Source organism: Paraburkholderia bengalensis (assembly GCF_037126505.1).
GTDB lineage: Bacteria > Pseudomonadota > Gammaproteobacteria > Burkholderiales > Burkholderiaceae > Paraburkholderia > Paraburkholderia bengalensis.
In genome coordinates this window covers 51217-69847 of the sequence record NZ_JACFYJ010000001.1, presented here as the reverse complement: position 1 = coordinate 69847, position 18631 = coordinate 51217, and the positions used below count along the sequence as shown (strand labels likewise).

Sequence of the window (18631 nt, the reverse complement as noted above, 5' to 3'; positions counted from 1 at the left end):
ACTCGCGCCTCGTCACGAGTTGAAGAGCGCCTTCCGGATGATCGCGTGCACACCCCAGTTGCCGTCCACCACCTGTGTCACGCCAAAGTCGACCGCGACGGAGATCAGCGAGATCGCCTCATCTTCGGACAGGCCCTTGGTCGTCATCAGGAAGCGCCGCGTTTTGATGAATGCGTCGCGCATCGCGAGGTCGAGTGTCGATTTTTCATACACCGCGCTCTGCGCGTTCGTACCAAACTCGGCGAGGTAGTTGGGATAACTGAAGCCGTGAAGTACCCATTCGTCGGCGGTTTCCACCAAGGGGTAGGTGAGGTCTGCAAACGGCTGCCCGTTTAGCGTATCTTTCTTGTGAACCAGCAGTTGGAAATCACCCGTAAGCGAACACTCGATTGCAGTGCCGCACAGTTCCGAGTCTCCTTGCGATGCATGCGGATCGCCAATGGAGAGTAATGCGCCGGGTACTCCGATTGGCAGGAAGACGCTTGCGCCGCGCGTTACGCGCCAGTTGTCGAGATTGCCGCCGAAGGTGGACGGTGGTATCGAATCGATCAGGCCGTCCTGCTGCGGGGCGACGGTGACCACGCCGAAATGCGGGCGCACCGGGATTTTGACGTTCTTCAGGATGTCGTGATTCTCGACAACCGTCGAATGGTCGACGGGCACGCCGGGATAATCGATCGTCGGATGCATTACGCCGAACGGATCGCGCTGAGGGGTCCAGCGGAAGTTATAGACCGCCCGGGCGTAGGCGGTTTCGCCTGCTGTGGCGGCATCGTCGATTTCATAGATGGTGACGACCTCGCGGGGTTTCGGCTCGGTCAATAGCTCTCGATAGTGAAAGCCCCACCATGCAGCGGCATTGCTGCCGAACGCGCGGCCGGCAAATTTCGGATTGGCACAGCCGCGCGGATGAATATCGACGATACGCACTTCCAGCACATCGCCTGGTTCTGCGCCGCGCACGGCGATCGGACCTGTGCAGATATGCACGCCGATGCCTTCTCCCGCGCCGCGTCCGTAGATGGACGCGTCCATGGGACCGGCGCCGCGGCGGTTGACGTTCTTGCGTGCGGCAGTCCAATGGAACACACTTTCCGCGCCGGGATCGCCTTGCACCATGCGCTCCCAGTCGTCTGCCGCGTGCTGGGTGAGCGTTTCGATCGTTACCGTATCTCCACTGTTCACTTCGAGCACGGGCTTGAGATCGTGACTAAAGTACCCCCAGTGGATCGTGTTAGCCGTTGCACGCAACAGATGATGACGCGGCTTGCCCGACTCGCGCGGTACTTGTACTGCGGGCGCCTCGATCTGCCCGTTAGACTCGGCCTCGTCGGCAACTTCCTGATCCGCGCCGTGCCCGGCAAGTTGTGCATGTACGATCAGACTTCCGGCATTGACGGGCAATCCGCGTGAGATTCGCCGCACCAGATGGCGCGCCAGTTCAAGACCTGCTTCATGTCGAAATGTGCGTGGCGACGCCCCATATTGCTCGCGAAACACCCGGCTGAAATACGCGGGGTCGTTAAAACCCCAGCGGAAACACACATCGGCAATCGAAACTTTTTCATACAGCGGATTCACCAACTCCGCGCGGCAGCGTTCCAGTCTGCGCGAGCGCAAGTAGATCGAGAAATTCTGTCCAACCGCTTCGAACAGCTTCTGCAGGTAGCGCGGAGAGACCCGCTCTTCTTTTGCTATCGATGTCAGCCCGAGATCGGGGTCGGCGAGCCTGCTCTCTATCGTCCGACACACGCGCGAGAAAATCGCGGCCTGAGACGGCGTGAGGCCGCTAAAGCTGCCTTCCTTGTCGTGAGCGGCGAGACTCGCGACCAGGAACTCAGCGAGCGCGAGTTCGAGAGGGCGCAATTCGTCGAGCGTTAGCGTCTCCACGCTTTCAGCAATCGAGCGCAGAAAGCCGGAGAACACGTGACCGATGCCGGCCTCGCCGGGCAAGCGCCCGGCACGCAGCGAGAACGGCGTGAGAAGGCGGGCATTAATGGCGGAGCGGGGCACGCGGATGGCGAACACGCGGAAGTCGGATGTGAACGCCAGGTGGGCTTCGTCGCGCGACGACGCATAGATAATATCGCCGGCTGCAATCGGCGCACGCACGCCGTCGGCGACGAGTGTCACGCCGCCGTCGAGATGCAGCACTATCACGAGACTGTCGGCGCCGTCGACCTTGAACTCGACGGTTTGCGCGAAAGCCGCCAACGCTATCAGCTCAAAGCCGCTTGCCGACCTGCGCGACGTAATGGTTCCATGCAACGGGCGCCCTGCACCGAGCGGCGTGCCGCAGCGCAAGCCAAGCCGGTCGAGCGCCTCGCTCCAGGCGCGCAGGCGATCTACTTCGGCATACGACTCGGTCGTGAAACGCAGTAAGTCCAACCCAGGCTCCCGGACGCTGACGAAAGTCAGTCGAGTGAGTCAAAGGCAATGTCCGTGCCATTGATAGCGACGCTGCTAGCACTGCAACGCGCGGCAACGGTGCGTCGATGCACTGTTGCCGCGCACGCACGCACTACCTGGGCGCAAGTTTTCTTTTGGGAGGAAAAATGCTACGGGGGATCTTGCAGTGAACGCCCTGGCGGCCATCGACCACCTGGGTGACGGAGAAATCGGCCGCGACGCTCATCAGCGAATACGCGTCGTCACGCGAAAGCCCCTGCTGCCCGGTGAGCAACAGCAACATATCGCGCGAAGCGTTTTTAGTCGCAATGTCGAGATCCTCATCGAAGCCGTGAACGATCCAGAAGTCCGGTGTTTCCAGCAGCGGCGAGGGAAACGCGAAGTCTCGCCGCAGCACGATCTGGAACATTACATTGAGCGACGCTTCGATCGCCGTCCCGCTGATCTCGCCGTCACCTTGCGATACATGCGGGTCGCCAATCGAGAACAACCCGCCATCGACGGCGACTGGGTAATACATGGTCGAACCCGCGCCGATACGCCAGTTATCGATATTGCCGCCATGCGCGCCGGGCGGCACGGTACTCACGCGGCCCGCCACATCGGGCGCGACGCCTGCCGTGCCCAGATGCGGGCGCACGGGCACGCGAACACCATCGAGCGCGAGTTCGCGGCAGCAGTCGCGGATTTCCGAACGCTTGCCCGGCACGAGATACTTACCAGGATAGTCGTAGGCATAGAGCGCGTGAGCCGTGTTCGAAGCCTGATCGAGCTCATAGATCGTGACGCGCTCTTTCTCGAAGTCAGTGAACAGATGGCCCCAGTGCGCCGCCAGATTCGAGCCATAGTTGAAGCGCGGGGTCATCTGCAGATAGCGCACCTCGAGCAGATCGCCGGGTCTGGCGTCCTTCACGAAGATCGGGCCCGTCATCAGATGCACGCCGGGCGCGCGATCGGACTCGGGGATCGCGTCGTAGAGCGCACGCACGTTGTCATCCATCATGAGGTCGGGTGCGTCACCTGCATGATGCGTGACGGCTTCGGCGCGAATAAAGTCGCCGCTCTCGACAATCAAGGCGGGCGCTAGCGCCGCATCGAAATATCCCCAATGAACATTCTTCTGAATGGCAGGCAAGTCGTAAAGCATGCTATCTAAAGCTCCGTGAGAGTGTGCAATGGATGCGACGCGACTGATGACCGATCGTACGGGCGACAGAATAGACAGACTTGGTTGTCTGCGTACAAAAGCTTGTGTGTGGACGAATCCGTTTTCGTATCACTGAGCCTACGAGTATTCCGTTATGCCCCGGTACAAACGCATCCAGTCGATTTGCGCATTCGCCACGTCCCGGTTCCGGGCAATGCCGCGCGATCCGCTAACGCATCGGCAGCCGGACATCTCCTGCATCCCCGTACAAGGATTTGTGCGCGCCGGGACAAGTCCGCGAAATTTCCTCCACCTACGCTTGCGCTGATGCGATGCAACAAGGCTTACATGGGGTAGGCCATTGACATCCGCCGCTGAGGGAGTCTTCAGTATGCGTACCAATCTCATCGAACACAGATATCGATCGCTCGACAGAGCTGTTGCGTTTCGCCGCTGGCACGAGTTCGTGATCGGTGCCGTCTGTTTGCTGGCACTGTTGATATCGGGTCACGCGAAGGCTGCCGCACTGGCTACGCCCGCCGAGTGCAAGGCGCTGCAAGCCAAGTATCCGCAGTTCAAGGGAAAGTCACTTGTCAACGCGATCAATCCGCACACACCTGGCTATGAAGCGCTGGACCCGAGCGACCCCAGCAAATACATCGGCTTCGATATCGACCTTGGCGAGACAATCGGCAACTGCCTCGGCTTCACGATGACGTACAAGCCCGTGACGTTCGCCGCGCTGTTGACGACGCTGCAAAGCGGTCAGGCTGACATTGTGATCTCCGACATCTATGCGACTGAAGAGCGCGCAAAGGCGGCGGACTTTATCACCTACTCGAAGGTGTTCGACGGCGTTCTTGTTGCCAGGGGTAATCCGAAGAAAATCACGGGAATCAACCCGACCATGTGCGGTACCACGGCAGCGGAAAACACCGGCTATGTCGAAGTGCCTCTGATCCAGAATCTTGCGCCGTCCTGCAAGGCGGCCAACCGGCAGGAGGCCGCGATCCAGCTATACGACAACAACGCGAACTGCATTCAGGCAATCCTGTCGGGTCGCGCCGATACGTACATCAACGACGTGAACACGGTAGACCAGGCGGTGAAGGCGTATCCGGACAAGCTCGAAAAGGCGAGCGCGGTGACGCTGCCGTACTCGGTCGGAATCGCCGTACCGAAGGATAAGCCTGAATTTCGCGCAGCCGTGATGGCAGCGCTCGTTGCGATCCAGAAGGCGGGCATCGAGGCCGAGCTGCTGAAGAAGTGGTCGCTTGGCGCTGAAAATCTCGAAACACCCAAACTGATCGTGTCGAACTGATGGAACTGTTTCTGCATTATCTCGGCTTGCCGTATCTGCTGCGCGGCATCGGCTTCACGATCGCGGTCACGGCCCTCGGGCTCGCGGGCGGTGTTGTCGTGGGGCTGGTGCTCGTGGCGATGCAATTGAGCAGGGTCTGGCCGTTAGCCGCGCTCGCGCGCGGCTACACGGTGATCTTTCGCGGTACACCGCTCATCCTGCAACTCGTTTTTGCGTATGACGCGCTTCCCCATCTCGGGCTGAAGCTGAGCGCAATAGGCGCCGCCGGTCTCGCGCTGGCGGCAAACGAGGGACCGTTCATTGCCGAGATCCTGCGGGCGGGCGTGCTCGGCGTGGAACGCGGCCAGTTGCTCGCAGGACAGGCGCTTGGCATGACGCCGTCCGTGCTTATGCGCCGCGTGATCGCACCGCAGGCGATCCGCGCCATCGTGCCCGCGCTTGGCAACGAATCGGTCAGCGCGTTGAAGAACTCATCGTTGGCCTCGGTGATCGCCGTCGATGAGCTGACGTTGCGCAGCACGCAGCTCGCGTCATCGACGTTCGACTTCTTTTCGATCTTCTTTGCATCGGGGCTGATGTACCTGATCCTGACGGGGGCGATTGCCGTGATCCAGCTGATCGCGGAAACCGCGCTCGATCTCGATCGTCCCGCTTCCGGGCGGGGCGCGCGTTGGCTGCCGTGGCGCCATGCTGCTGTGGCGGCGGATACAGTGGCAGGCGCGCCAGCGGAGCCTCGGCCCGCGCCGCTCATTGCCGATCCACTTCATGAGAGCGACCCGCCTCCACGCAGACGGGCGTATAGCCGGGCCGATCATGCCAAACGCCATGCGGAACTTGCCCGGCAGGGCGCGGCGGTGAAAGTGAGCGCCCTGCGCAAACAGTACGGCAAGCAGACAGTGCTCGATGGCTTCGATCTGACCGTTCGCTTCGGTGAAGTCGTCGTGGTGCTCGGGCCGAGCGGCTCAGGCAAGAGCACGCTGCTGCGTTGTATCAACCACCTCGAACACTGGGACGCGGGCGAAATCCGCATCGACGGAAGACACGTTGGCTTTCGCGCCGACGGCCGACCCATGACGCAGCACGACATCGCGAACGAGCGCGCGAGCATCGGCGTTGGCATGGTGTTTCAGCATTTCAATCTGTTCAGTCATCTGAGCGCGTGCGAGAACATCGCGGGGCCTTTGCGGTGGGTGCATGGCATGGAGCCCGCCGACGCAGAGCGCCGCGCACTCGAACTGCTTGAACGCGTCGGCCTTGGTCATCGCGCCCACGCATTGCCACGCCATCTTTCTGGCGGGCAGCAACAGCGTGTTGCTATCGCCCGTGCGCTGGCTCCGAATCCCCGCGTACTGCTGCTCGATGAACCGACGTCCGCGCTGGACCCGGAGCTCGTCGGAGAAGTGTTGGACGTGATCCAGCGCCTCGCAATCGAAGACGGCTTGACCATGATCATCTCCACCCATCAATTGCGGTTCGCCGATCAGATCGCCGATCGTGTGGTGTTTATGAGTGGCGGCAGGGTCATTGAAGAGGGACCCGCACACGATGTGCTCACCCATCCGAGGCATCCTTTGACGAGTCGATTTTTGAGCGTGATGGGCGCCGACAGCGGATTGGAAGTTGCATCATGAGCGCGGGGCGCGGGGCCGCTGTTCGCGCGCTGCTTTGCGCGTTGCGTCCGTTCCCTTGTTGCATTGAAGGATCCGCACGCGGCGTGCGTGCGCTTCGGGCTGCAATGCGCTAGCCAGCCGCGACGGTGGCGTCGTGTTGTGTAGCGTTTCGTCGCAGGCAAGCCAGTCCATCTCACGCGGAGTCATAGTTCCTGATGTCCACCGTCATCATCGCGATGGCCCGGTTTCATCGAAGTCTCATCGAGCTTGTCGCCGAGTACACGGCGCACGGTCACATAAAACACGGGAATCAGCAACAGGCCGAAAACGGTCGCGAATATCATTCCGCCGATCACGCCCGTTCCGATTTCATGGCGTGAGGCAGCGCCCGCGCCCGCCGAAATGATGAGGGGAACCACACCGAGAATGAACGCCATCGACGTCATCAAAATCGGGCGCAGGCGCAGTTTGCACGCAGTCACGACGGCTTCGTATAGCGTCATGCCGCGTGCCTGTCCTTCCACGGCGAATTCGACGATCAGGATCGCGTTTTTCGCCGCAAGGCCGATGACCGTCACCAGGCCGATCTTGAAGTAGATGTCGTTGGGCACGCCGCGCATCAAACAGAACGTCAGCATGCCGAGCAGGCCGAGCGGTACCACCAGCAGTACAGCAACCGGGATTGACCAGCTTTCATATAGCGCGGCAAGGCACAGGAACACGACGACGATCGACAGCACCATCAGCACGACGGCGGAACTTCCGGCAAGCAGTTCCTGATACGACTGCCCCGTCCAGTCCGCGTCGAAACCCGTCGGCAGTTTCTGATCGACGATCCGTTGCAGCGACTGGATTGCCTGTCCTGTGGAGTAGCCCGGCGCCGGGTTGCCGACGATCTCGACAGCGGAATACCCGTTGTAGCGCGGCAGCACGAGCGGCCCGATGTCCCAGTTGGCCTTCACGACGCTCGAGAGCGGAACCATGTTGTACGGGCTGATTGCCGTGTTGCTCGCGGAAGGATCAACGGGCGCAAGGCTTGCGCTCGCCGCAGCGGGTGCGGACGCGCTTGCCGTGGCGCCTGCGGCGGCCGTTACGTTGCTCGGCGTATAGAGGTGCTGGAAAGCATCGAGACCCATCCGGTACGGTGCGTCCGCCTCCACATAGACGCGCTTGACCCGGCCGCCGTAGTTGAACTGGTTGATGAAGAATGGCGCTAGTTCCATCTGGATGGTGGCGTAGACGTCGCTCAGCGACAGCCCCATCGACTCTGCCTGAACGCGGTCTACCATGATGTCCAGTTGCGGCGCCGTGGGCAAGGAATTCGCCCGGATGCCGACCAGACCCGGCGTCCTGGCCGCCTGCGCGATCAACGTGTTCTGGGCGTCCGTCAGTGCCTGCCTCGATTGACCGTCGCGCGCCTGCAGGTACATGTCGATGCCGCCGAACTGGCTGAGACCGCGAATGGTCGGCAGGTTTGTCGCGAAGATCTGCGCATCCGGGATGCCTTGCAAGATCTTGTTGACCTGCGGGATCAACTGCATCGCTGTCTGCGAGCGCTTGCTCCAGTCTGTCAGCTTGATGAACGCCATGCCGACGTTCTCGCTCGTGCCGACGAAACTGAATCCCTCCGGCTGGAAGATCGCGGCAATGTCCTTGCCGACAGGGCTATGTGCGAGCCTTGTGCGAACCTCTGCCATTACGCGGTCGGTGCGCTGCAGCGTCGCGCCCGAAGGCAAATTGATCAGCGCCAGCACGAAGCCCTGGTCTTCATCGGGAACGAAGCCGGTCGGCAGTTTCGTATAGAGAAAACCGGCCAGCACGGTCATCAGCGCAAACACCATCATCCAGCGCGGCGCACGGCGCACCGCCTTGCCGACATGGCCGAGATACGAACCGGTGAGGCGTTCGAACGATCGGTCGAACCAGTTATAAAACGCGTTTTTTCCAGCATGATGGTTCGGCTTCAGTATCGCCGCGCACAACGAAGGCGTGAATGACATCGCGAGGAACGCGGAAAAGCTCATCGACACGGCGATGGTCAGCGCGAACTGCGCATAGATGATTCCCGTCGCGCCGGGCTGTAACGCCGACGGAACGAACACGGCCGACAGCACCACCGTGATCGCCACGATGGCGCCCGTGATCTGTTTCATCGCCTTGCGCGTCGCCTCGCGGGGATCGCTGCGCTCCTCATTCATGATCCGCTCGACGTTCTCGATGACGACGATCGCGTCGTCGACGACGATGCCGATTGCCAGCACCATCCCGAAGAGCGTCAACTGATTGAGTGTGTAGTGCAACATCGAAAGACCGATGAACGTGCCGAGCAGTGCCACAGGAATGACGAGTGTGGGAATGATTGTCGCCCGCAGGTTCTGCAGGAACACGAGCATCACGATGAACACGAGGAATATGGCCTCGATGAGTGTCTTGACCACGTCGGCAATCGACGCGTTGATGAACGGCGTCGTATCGTACGGCACGCTCCACGTAACGCCCGCCGGCAGGTCTTTGGCGAGCGTGGCCATCTGGGACTTCACGGCGTCCGCCACCGCCAGCGCGTTCGCGCCGGGCAGCAGGAAGATCGCCATCCCCGCCGCGGGCTTGCCGTTGAAGACGGGCGACAGGCCATAGGTCTGCGGCCCGAATGTGATGCGCGCGACGTCGCCGAGTCGCACCGTCGTGCCGTTGTTGTTGGCGAGCACGACGATGTCCTTGAACTGCTTTACGGAAGAAAAGAGCGCGTCGCCGGCGATGGTCGCGGTGAATTCCTGTCCTTTGACGGCAGGATCGGCGCCCAGCGAGCCGGCTGCGAACTGCGCGTTTTGCGCCGTCACGGCGTCGAGCACCTGCGTGGTGGACAGGCCATAGGATTGCAGCTTGTCGGGATCGAGCCAGATACGCATCGCGTATTCGGAGCCGAGCAGCGTCGTGTTGCCGACACCCGTGACGCGGCCGATTGCGGGCTGGATCTGCGAGGCCATGATGTCGCTCAGGCGACCCGCGTCGATCGACGGGTTGCCCGACTGCAGCGCGAGAAACATCAGAATGTCGGGGCTGGCCTTTGCAACCACCACGCCCTGCTGCGTGACGGGCGCGGGTAACAGCGGCTGCGCCAACGACACCTTGTTCTGCACCTGTACCTGCGCGATATCGGGATTCGTTCCGGTAGCGAAGGTGAGCGTGATCACCGCCTGTCCATTGGAACTCGACTTCGAGCTGAAATACAGCAGATTGTCGATGCCCGTCAGTTGCTGTTCGATAACCTGCGTGACGGTCGATTCCATTGTCGCGGCGCTCGCGCCGGGATATGTCGCGGTGACGGTCACCTCGGGAGGCGCAATGTCGGGATACGAATCGATCCCCATGCTGCGCATCGAAATGATGCCGAACAGTGAAATCAGAATCGCGACAACCCACGCGAATACCGGACGGTTGATGAAGAAACTCGGCATGTGGGGTCTCCTATCGCGCGGTGCCGGCGGAGGCTGCGGCGGGCGCGGGAACGGCCGGCGCGGCGGCGGGCGGTTGCCACGTCGTTGCCATGACCGCCTGACCTTCATGCACATTCTGGAGACCCGACACGATCACGCGGTCGCCGTTCGCGAGGCCACTCGTGACGATCCAGTCGGTACCGTCGCTGTCCGTGGTGTGAACATCCTTGCGCACTGCCTTGCCGTCGGGACCCACGACCATCAGATACGCGCCCACCGTATCTCGCTCCAGCGCCCGTTGCGGCACGAGGAACACGTTGTTCCGCAGGCCGAGGTCGACCGTCAGCGTCACGTACATTCCGGGTAGCAGCTGGTGCTGTGGATTGGCGACGAGGGCGCGCAGGTTAACCGCGCCCGTCGCGGCATTCACTGCCACGTCGGAGAAGTCGAGCGTGCCCACGCGATCGTATCGCGTGCCATCGGGCAAACCGATTTGCACAGTGGTTCTGTCTGGCTGCGCAAGCGCGACGGAGCCGTTGCTTTGCGCCCGCCGCAGCGTGATCAGATCGGCTGCGCTGATGGTGAAATTGACGTAGGCGGGGTCGATCTGCTCCACCGTGGTCAGCAAAGTGCCGCCTGCGCCCGTGTCGTTCGTGCTGCTGCCCACGACGGCGCCTGCCGTCACCAGTTGCTGGCTCGCGATCCCGCTGATCGGCGACACGACGCGTGTATAGCCGAGATCGACGCGCGCGCTTTCGACCGTCGCCTCATCGGCCTTCACCTTCGCGGCGGCGCTGCGCTCAGCCGCGTCGGCATTGTCCACCGTCTGCTGCGAAACCGAGCCGACGGGCAACAGTGCCCGGTTCCGTTGCGCGGTGACGCGATCGTTGACGTAGGTTGCCTGGTCTTCTGCGAGAAGGGCGAGATCGTTGTCGAGCTGCGTCTTGTAGAACGTGGGGTCGATCTGGAACAGCGCCTCGCCCTGCCGCACTTCGCTGCCTTCCGTATAAAGCCGGTCGAGCAGCACGCCCGAAACCCGAGCGGTGACATTCGCGCTGTAGTAGGGCGACAACCTGCCCACCAGCTGCCGCGTAAGCGGCACGTCCTGTGCATGGACCGTTACCGCGGCCACCTGCGGCGGCGGGGGCGCCGTTGGATTGTCGTTGCCGCAATGGGTGAGCGCAAGCGCGCTCAGACACACAACAGGCACGCGCAGTGCGAAAGACTTCATGGAGACTCCATTCCTGCCTCTGACGACAGGGAAAGTGAATGCCGGGCGGACGCGCATGTAATGAGCGCTCGACGTACGCCGCATCCCCATTGCCTCCACGCGAGGCTGGGGATTCGGGCCGGACGGGCTCAGTCCGGCGGGGCTGTCGCCGCCTCCCGCAGCACGGACTTCGCGCCCGACGGCAGATCGCTGCCTGCCGCTCGCGCCCGCTTGTCGTCTCCTTGTTTTTTGCCGCTCTGGCTATCCTTCCACTGCCAACCCCCTCCCAGGTTCTTGATCAGCGTGACGCTGTTTTCGATGAGCAATGCCTGTGAGTCATTCAGGTTCTGGTGGGCCTGAATGAGCGTGAGCTGCTGTGTCAGCAGATCCTGTTCGCTCGCGACGCCGGTCCTGAATTGCGCTTTCTCGCTGGTGAACAGCTGCTGGTTGCGTTGGAAAATGTTCGCGAATGCCTGCGTTTGCTGCCGTAGATGGTTCACTGAGGACAGGCTGTCCTCCACCGACTGAAACGCCGTCAACACAGTGTTGCGGTACAGCGCCGCTTCGTCGTCGTAGGTTGCCTGCGCTTCATGCAGGGCCGCCGTGCGCGCGCCCGCATCGAAAATCGTCGCGGCAAGATCGGGACCGAGCGTCCAGAAGCGGCTTGGCAGCGAGAATAGATGTGCAAGCGCGTTGTGCTGGAAGCCGCCTTCGGCAGAGAGCGTCAGTGTCGGGAAGAACGCCGCCTCGGCCACGCCGATTTTCGCGTTGGCCGCTGCCGCGGTGCGCTCGGCGCTGACCACGTCGTAGCGACGCTCGAGCAGTTGCGACGGCAGCTCGAGCGGCACGTCCGGTAACACGAACGCATAGGACGGGTCCGGTGGCAGCGTGAAGTTCGCTGGCGGCACGCCCGTCAGTACCGCGATGGCATGTTCGTCCTGCTCGCGCGTGGTCTGCGTGGCTTGCAGCGTGGCCACCACCTGTTCGAGCGTGTCCTGCGCGGCAAGCACCTGATCGTTCGACGCTTCGCCTTGCAAAAATGTCGCGCGGGTCATGTCGAGGATGCGGTCGTCGATGTCCTGCTGCTGCTTGAGCGACCGAATGTCGATATCCGCCTGCCGCAACTGGAAGTAATCCACTGCGACGCTTGCGGCAATCGACAGGCGTTCGCCTGCGAGTTGAGCATCCGTTGCCTGCGCGCTTTCTTTCGCCGATTCGATCTCGCGACGGATCGAGCCCCACAGATCGACTTCCCAGCTCGCGGCCACGCTGACGGAGACGTTGTTGCGCACGGCCGCGAAATCCGATCCGTTGCCGCCATTTCCTCCGCTCGCAGCGGCGGCTGCACCCGTGCCGCTGCGCGACGCGGACGCGCCGGCCGTCACGATGGGAAAAAGGCTCGCGGTATTAGCCTGAACGATGGCAAGCGCAAGCCGGTAGGCGGCCTCCGCGGCGACAATCGACTGATTCGCCTTCAGCGACGTTTCGACGAGTTGCGTGAGCGTCTCGTCGTGATATTCGCGCCACCATGTGCCAGATAGCGATCCCTGTGGATTCGCCTGCGCCCGCTGCCAGTGCGCGCCCTCCTTGAAGCCGTCGGGAATCTGCACGAGAGGCGTGTGATAGTCCGGCCCGAGCGTGCACGCGCTGATGCACAGTACGAGCATCAGCGCGACACCTCGGCGGGCTAGACAGCTGAATGCCAAAGCCGGTTGCTTACCGGTGCCCCTATCTTCAGACAGCGTATTCATGTTGACGCATGCTTCCTTGAAAACCCACGCCAGGTTCCGATACCTGGCAGGCGTTGCCGTTACGTCCGACATGGCAGTATCGACAACGCGAATTCGTGCGATTCGAAGCAGTCGCGACGGCCGATGCGATTCCGCACGATCGGACGACGGCGGAGCACGGGTTGGGCTTCGAAAAGACGAGGAAAAGCCGGCTAAACAGCGACCAGGACTTTTAAGGTGACTGGCCCGCTAGGTGTGGTGAGACTGCGTGCGCGGGCAATACAAGGCGATGTTGCCGGAACGGCTTACCTTCAGCGTCGAGTGTCGAGTGCTTTCGGGCTGTCGGAAATCATGGCACGGATGGAGCGCGAGCGGAGATGGCATGGAGGCACTCCCTGATGAATAAGTCATCAAGCGTAGTGCGGACTGACTCACAAAGAATTACCTACGGATTACTGTATTTTTCTTGCGGTTTCATTTGGCGTACTTATGAATTGCGTTTCATGCATTAATTGCGCTAACCGAAAGACTCTATTGCGGGCGGCTGACTGCCATCCATACTACACCTGTTGTATGATATGTATACAGCGTATTCAAGCGGATGAAGAAGTGCCAACGCCGGCCAGCAAAACCGCGGATCTGATGCGTGAACAGCTGGCGGGCGAGTGCCGCGCTGCGCTCGACGTGCTGGACGACGCGAGTAAATAGCCTGAGGGATACATCATGATCAATACTCAAAGCGCCCGCATTCTTTCCCGGTACAAGTCTTGGGCCGACAGCGTGTTATTCGACGCGATCGAACAGCTGCCGCCTGGCGAAGCCGAGAAAACCCGCCAGACTCTGTTCAAGACAATGGTCGGCACGTTGAATCATAACTACGTGGTCGATCTCATCTGGAAAGCGCACCTGGAGCGCAAGGAGCACGGCTTCACGTCGCGCAATGTGATTGTGCACGCCGATCTGCGTGATCTGCGTCACGCGCAACGGCAAATCAATGAGTGGTTCGAAGGCTGGGCCGATGAGCAAACGGACGAGTCGCTAGACGAGCAGCTGTCGTTCGCATTCATTTCCGGCGAACGTTCGACGATGTCGCGCGGTGCCATGTTCATGCATCTCGTGAACCATGCGTCGTATCATCGCGGGTGGGTTTGTGAAATGTTCTTCGACGTTCCGGCCAGGCCGCCCACCACCGATCTGCCCGTCTTTCTTGCATCACACCCCGAGTCGAGCTTCACACGCGAAGCGGCAAATGTCAGGTGATGACGAAGCATCTGTTGCTGCCGATTTCTCGAAGTAACAAGACTGCGGTTCTATGCCGTGAGCACGTAGCGGACACTCGGTGGTGGGTCACATGACAGGTGTATGCAAATGATGCGGATCGGCCAGCATCTCTGCGACGCGCCGCAAGACGTCACGGCAATCATCTTTGTCCTGTGGCCCACCGAGGCAGAGACGGATGCTGTTCAACGGATTCCCATCCGTTGAAAAGGCCGCGCCGGCAACTGCGGCCACGCCCTGACTACGCAGCTGCAGCGCAAGCTCGGGCGCGCTCCAGCCGCACTGCGCAGGAACAGGCAGCCACAAATGGAAGCCATCGGGATGTGCATCGTATTGCCAGTCTGCGAGTTCCTGTGACGCTACTGCCTGACGCACATTCGCTTCCTTGCGGATCGCGTCTAGCATTTCGTGCGCGGTGCCGTCGTTGACCCATTGCGTGGCGAGCATGACGGTAAGCGGGCTGGGCATGACTGTCGTCGCGCGCAATGCGCCGGCAATACGTTGTGTTTGCCTCGCAGTGGGTGCCCGTAGATAGGCTATGCGCAGACCCGCGCCGAGGCACTTCGAGAAGCCCGTCACGTACCAGGTCAGTTCGGGTGCGAGTGAGGCCAGCGCGACGGGCGTGCTCATGGGCAACCAGCCATAGGCGTCGTCTTCGATGATGGGAACGCTGTAGCGCAGCGCGACATCGGCAAGCGCTTCGCGGCGCTGCGTGGACAGCGTCAGCGTGCTCGGGTTCTGCAAGGTCGGATTGCAGTAGAACGCACCGGGCTTTTCCGTCTTGCAGAGCGCTTCGAACGCATGCGGCAGCGGACCTTCTTCGTCGCGCGGCAACGGCTGCAGGCGCACGCCGAGTTGCGAAGCAATTGCCTTGATGCCGGGATACGCGAGCGTGTCGAGACAAATGGTTTCGCCCGGCCGCGCAAGCTGTGACACCAGTGCGACGAGCGCGCTGTGAATGCCCGGGCATACGAGCACGGTATCGTCTTCGCAATCGGGCAAGCGGTCCTTCAGCCAGGCGCGTGCGGCGGCGCGGTCATCGGGCATGCCGCCAAAATCCTGGTAGCGCAGCAGCCGATAAGGATCGGTTTGCGCAAAGAGATTTGCCGACGACTCTCTCAAACGCGCTGCAAGCTCGGGCGGCTCAGGCGGCATGTTCATGGACATCTCGACGCTGCTGCCACCCGCGAGCGGCAAGGTCTGCGTGCGTCCGCGCACGAACGTGCCGCTGCCGGCGCGCGCATCGAGCAGGCCGCGCTTGCGCGCTTCCGCATAGGCGCGCGCGACGGTCGTGTAATTCAGCTGTAATGCGCCCGCCAGATCACGAAGGCCGGGCAGACGGTCGCGTGGGCGCAAGCGGCCGCTGGCCAGATCTTCTTCGATCAGATCCGGTATCACGAGATACGCCGGTTTGCGGCTTGCAGTCAGCCGCTTGAGCCAGTGGTGCGTGAGACTGTCCATGCTGCTGTTTCCCATGCAAAAGCCTATGCGCTGATGTGAATGTCTTATTCAAAGTACCACGCGAATCGCGCGAGAAATTAATCGGTTTTCATGCAATCAGAAACTTGATCGCATTGATTGGATGAATGCACGCTTGCGGGGTATCGCGCACCATCCGCACGCAAAACGCGCTGCGTCGTTGTGCGAACGGGTGCGCGCGAATCGGTCGCAAATTGCCCAAAACCCATGTCGGACAAGGCTCACAAAGAAATTTTCGGGTCGCTCGAACAATCGCGGTTTGATTGATTGGAAGTTGATTGCATGAACCGGGCCGGAAATTGGCATACGTGTTGCGTTAAGTAACTCGCCAATTGGGTTATTTCCCGTTGAGCAATCCGATCAATTACGCCACTTATTGGAGAGCGATATGCCCGCCGTCAACAAACCGCTGCATCAGAAAGGCGATTACCTGGTCGACTACGAAGAGAAGGTGTTTCCTGACGTCAAGGCCGAACCCGGCGAGAAAGCGCTCGTCACCTTTCACACGGTCGCATTCGAAGGCTCGATCGGCTTCGTCAATCTGCTGCAAGCCACGCGTCTGCAGCGAAAAGGCTTCGATACGTCCGTGCTGCTGTACGGTCCCGGCGTCACGCTCGGTCTGCAACGCGGCTTTCCGACGCTCGGCGACGAAGCGTTCCCCGGCCATCTGAACTTCAACAAGCAGCTCGTCAAGTTCATGGAAGAGGGCGGCAAGGTCTACGCATGCCGCTTCGCATTGCAGGCGCTGTACGGTCATGGCGAGGCTTCGCTGATTGAAGGCATCCGGCCGATCAATCCGCTCGACGTGCTCGATCTGCAACTGCTTCATCGCAAGGAGAACGCGCTGATCATCCATACGTGGACCGTCTGAGCGCGCGGGTGCCCATCATGTCCGACCAGCGAGTCATCCGTGCAGCGGCGGCGCAGATTGCGCCCGACTTCGAGCGTCCCGGCGGCACGCTCGAGCGGGTCTGCGCCGCCATCGACGAAGCCGCGTCGAAAGGCGTGCAGCTGATCGTCTTCCCCGAGACGTTCGTGCCGTACTACCCGTACTTTTCGTTCGTGCGTCCGCCCGTCGCGTCCGGTGCCGATCATATGCGGCTCTATGAGCAGGCAGTCGTCGTGCCGGGCCCTGTCACGCAGGCGGTGAGCGAGCGCGCGCGACGTCATGCGATGGTGGTCGTGCTCGGCGTGAACGAACGCGATCACGGCAGCCTGTACAACACGCAACTCGTGTTCGACGTCGACGGACGCCTCGTGCTCAAGCGCCGCAAGATCACACCGACCTTCCATGAACGGATGATCTGGGGGCAAGGCGACGCGGCGGGACTCAAGGTCGCGCATACGGGCATCGCGCGAGTCGGCGCACTGGCGTGCTGGGAGCATTACAACCCGCTCGCTCGCTACGCGCTGATGACGCAGCACGAAGAGATTCATTGCAGTCAGTTTCCGGGCTCGCTCGTCGGTCCAATCTTCGCCGAGCAGATCGAAGTGACGATCCGTCATCACGCGCTGGAGTCCGGCTGCTTCGTCGTCAATTCGACAGGCTGGCTGAGCGACGCGCAAATCGAGTCCGTGACGGCTGACCCGAAGCTGCAAAAGGCGCTGCGCGGCGGTTGCATGACGGCGATCGTGTCGCCCGAAGGCCAGCATCTCGCCGAGCCGCTGCGCCAAGGCGAAGGCATGGTCGTCGCGGATCTCGACATGTCGCTGATCACGAAGCGCAAACGGATGATGGACTCCGTGGGCCACTACGCGCGGCCCGAACTGCTGAGTCTCGCGATCAACGATCGCCCCGCGACGCCTGTTGTGCCGATGTCGATGTCGTTCGAACGCGCGGGCGTGGACGTAGCGCCCGGAATCATCAATGGAGGTCAGGATGAATGCGAGCATGAGCCCGTTGCCGGCTGAGCCGCGTACGCCGCGTCAGATGACGGAACTGCGCACCGAGTTGCAATCGGCGGGGCTGCGCCTCGTCGATCCGAACGCGGGTGCAGCGAGCCGGCGCGGCGGTGCGGGTCCGTCGGATCACAAGGCCGTGACGGTGGACGGCGTGACCATCATGGTGCCCGTGCACACCAGTTCCGCATGGAATTCGCCGTTCGTCGCGGGCGTGCCGGATGAAACGGGTGCGAGTGCATTGCTGCGCGGGACGATCCCGATTGCCAGCATCAGCTTTCCGAAAGCGCCGCGCTTCACGCAATTGCAAACGCTCGACGGCGTGCCGTACTCGCACATTGCGACACTGCACAGCACCGACGTGCTCGCCACGACGGTGCTGCAAACCTGCATCCGCTACGAGAGCCGCAAGAAAACATGCAAGTTTTGCGCGATTGGTCAGTCGCTCGCGGCGGGCCGCACGATTGCGCGCAAGACACCGGAGCAACTCGCCGAGGTGGCCCGCGCTGCCGTGTTGCTCGACGGCGTGAAGCACATGGTGCTGACCACCGGCACGCCGCCGACGCCGGATCGCGGTGCGCAGATCCTTTGCGAAAGCGCGTTTGCGATCAAGGCCGCCGTCGATCTGCCGATTCAGGCGCAATGCGAGCCGCCCGACGACGATGCATGGTTCGAGCGCATGAAGGCGAGCGGCATCGATACGCTCGGCATGCATCTCGAAGTAGTGACACCGGAGGTGCGTGCGCGCGTGATGCCGGGCAAGGCGAGCGTGCCCATCGCACGCTATATGGAGGCGTTCCGCGCCGCTGTCGCCGTGTTCGGCAAGGGGCAGGTCAGCACCTACATCCTCGCGGGTCTCGGCGACACAGCGGCCGCGATCCTGTCGATGTCGCGTGAACTGATCGACATCGGCGTGTATCCGTTCGTCGTGCCGTTCGTGCCGATCAGCGGCACGCCGCTCGAAGATCATCCCGCGCCTGCGCCTGAATTCATGAAGTCGATTCTTGCACCATTGGGCGTCATGCTCCGCGACGCACAGATGCGCTCGGCCGACATCAAGGCCGGTTGCGGCAAATGCGGTGCGTGTTCGTCGCTGGCATCGTATGAGGCGTGA

General features: G+C 61.7%; 12 protein-coding genes. 6 read left to right on the top strand and 6 right to left on the bottom strand.

What is annotated here, in order from left to right; genetic code table 11:
* Positions 1 to 12: 12 nt before the first annotated feature.
* Positions 13 to 2388 carry an acetamidase/formamidase family protein gene (locus H3V53_RS00310; protein WP_419539377.1) on the bottom strand — a complete coding sequence of 792 codons (2376 nt, stop codon included), beginning with the start codon at positions 2386 to 2388 and terminating at the stop codon, positions 13 to 15.
* A gap of 133 nt (positions 2389 to 2521) precedes the next feature.
* The gene (locus H3V53_RS00300) at positions 2522 to 3556 is read right to left on the bottom strand and encodes an acetamidase/formamidase family protein (protein ID WP_336596182.1); all 1035 of its coding nucleotides are present in this window, start codon (positions 3554 to 3556) and stop codon (positions 2522 to 2524) included.
* A gap of 391 nt (positions 3557 to 3947) precedes the next feature.
* On the opposite strand from H3V53_RS00300, the gene H3V53_RS00295 reads away from it, so the two are divergent.
* Positions 3948 to 4877, top strand: a complete 930-nt coding sequence (locus H3V53_RS00295) for an ABC transporter substrate-binding protein (protein WP_336596181.1) — start codon at positions 3948 to 3950, stop codon at positions 4875 to 4877.
* Positions 4877 to 6508 carry an amino acid ABC transporter permease/ATP-binding protein gene (locus tag H3V53_RS00290; protein WP_336596180.1) on the top strand — a complete coding sequence of 544 codons (1632 nt, stop codon included), beginning with the start codon at positions 4877 to 4879 and terminating at the stop codon, positions 6506 to 6508. The genes H3V53_RS00295 and H3V53_RS00290 overlap by 1 nt, the downstream gene beginning before the upstream one ends.
* Positions 6509 to 6690: 182 nt before the next feature.
* Here the strand turns inward: H3V53_RS00290 and H3V53_RS00285 are convergent, their stop codons facing one another.
* The 3 genes from H3V53_RS00285 to H3V53_RS00275 form a co-directional block, all read right to left on the bottom strand.
* The gene (locus H3V53_RS00285; protein ID WP_336596179.1) at positions 6691 to 9942 is read right to left on the bottom strand and encodes an efflux RND transporter permease subunit; all 3252 of its coding nucleotides are present in this window, start codon (positions 9940 to 9942) and stop codon (positions 6691 to 6693) included.
* Positions 9943 to 9952: 10 nt separating this feature from the next.
* Positions 9953 to 11152 (bottom strand): efflux RND transporter periplasmic adaptor subunit, encoded by a 1200-nt coding sequence (locus H3V53_RS00280; protein WP_336596178.1) that lies wholly within the window; start codon positions 11150 to 11152, stop codon positions 9953 to 9955.
* A gap of 128 nt (positions 11153 to 11280) precedes the next feature.
* Positions 11281 to 12798 (bottom strand): efflux transporter outer membrane subunit, encoded by a 1518-nt coding sequence (locus H3V53_RS00275; protein ID WP_336596177.1) that lies wholly within the window; start codon positions 12796 to 12798, stop codon positions 11281 to 11283.
* 786 nt (positions 12799 to 13584) lie between these two features.
* On the opposite strand from H3V53_RS00275, the gene H3V53_RS00270 reads away from it, so the two are divergent.
* Complete coding sequence (locus H3V53_RS00270; RefSeq protein WP_336596176.1) at positions 13585 to 14121, top strand: DinB family protein; 537 nt, start codon at positions 13585 to 13587, stop codon at positions 14119 to 14121.
* 87 nt (positions 14122 to 14208) lie between these two features.
* On the opposite strand, the gene H3V53_RS00265 is transcribed toward H3V53_RS00270, so the two are convergent.
* Positions 14209 to 15600 (bottom strand): aminotransferase-like domain-containing protein, encoded by a 1392-nt coding sequence (locus H3V53_RS00265; protein WP_336596175.1) that lies wholly within the window; start codon positions 15598 to 15600, stop codon positions 14209 to 14211.
* A gap of 406 nt (positions 15601 to 16006) precedes the next feature.
* On the opposite strand from H3V53_RS00265, the gene H3V53_RS00260 reads away from it, so the two are divergent.
* The 3 genes from H3V53_RS00260 to H3V53_RS00250 are packed head-to-tail and all read left to right on the top strand — an operon-like array spanning position 16007 to position 18631.
* On the top strand, positions 16007 to 16489 hold the full coding sequence (locus H3V53_RS00260) for an MSMEG_0572/Sll0783 family nitrogen starvation response protein (RefSeq protein WP_012403844.1): 483 nt from the start codon (positions 16007 to 16009) through the stop codon (positions 16487 to 16489).
* Between the two features lie 17 nt (positions 16490 to 16506).
* A complete protein-coding gene (locus H3V53_RS00255) occupies positions 16507 to 17529 on the top strand; it encodes a Nit6803 family nitrilase (protein WP_336596174.1) in 1023 nt (340 codons plus the stop codon).
* Complete coding sequence (locus H3V53_RS00250) at positions 17498 to 18631, top strand: MSMEG_0568 family radical SAM protein (protein WP_336596173.1); 1134 nt, start codon at positions 17498 to 17500, stop codon at positions 18629 to 18631. Before H3V53_RS00255 ends, H3V53_RS00250 begins: the two co-directional genes overlap by 32 nt.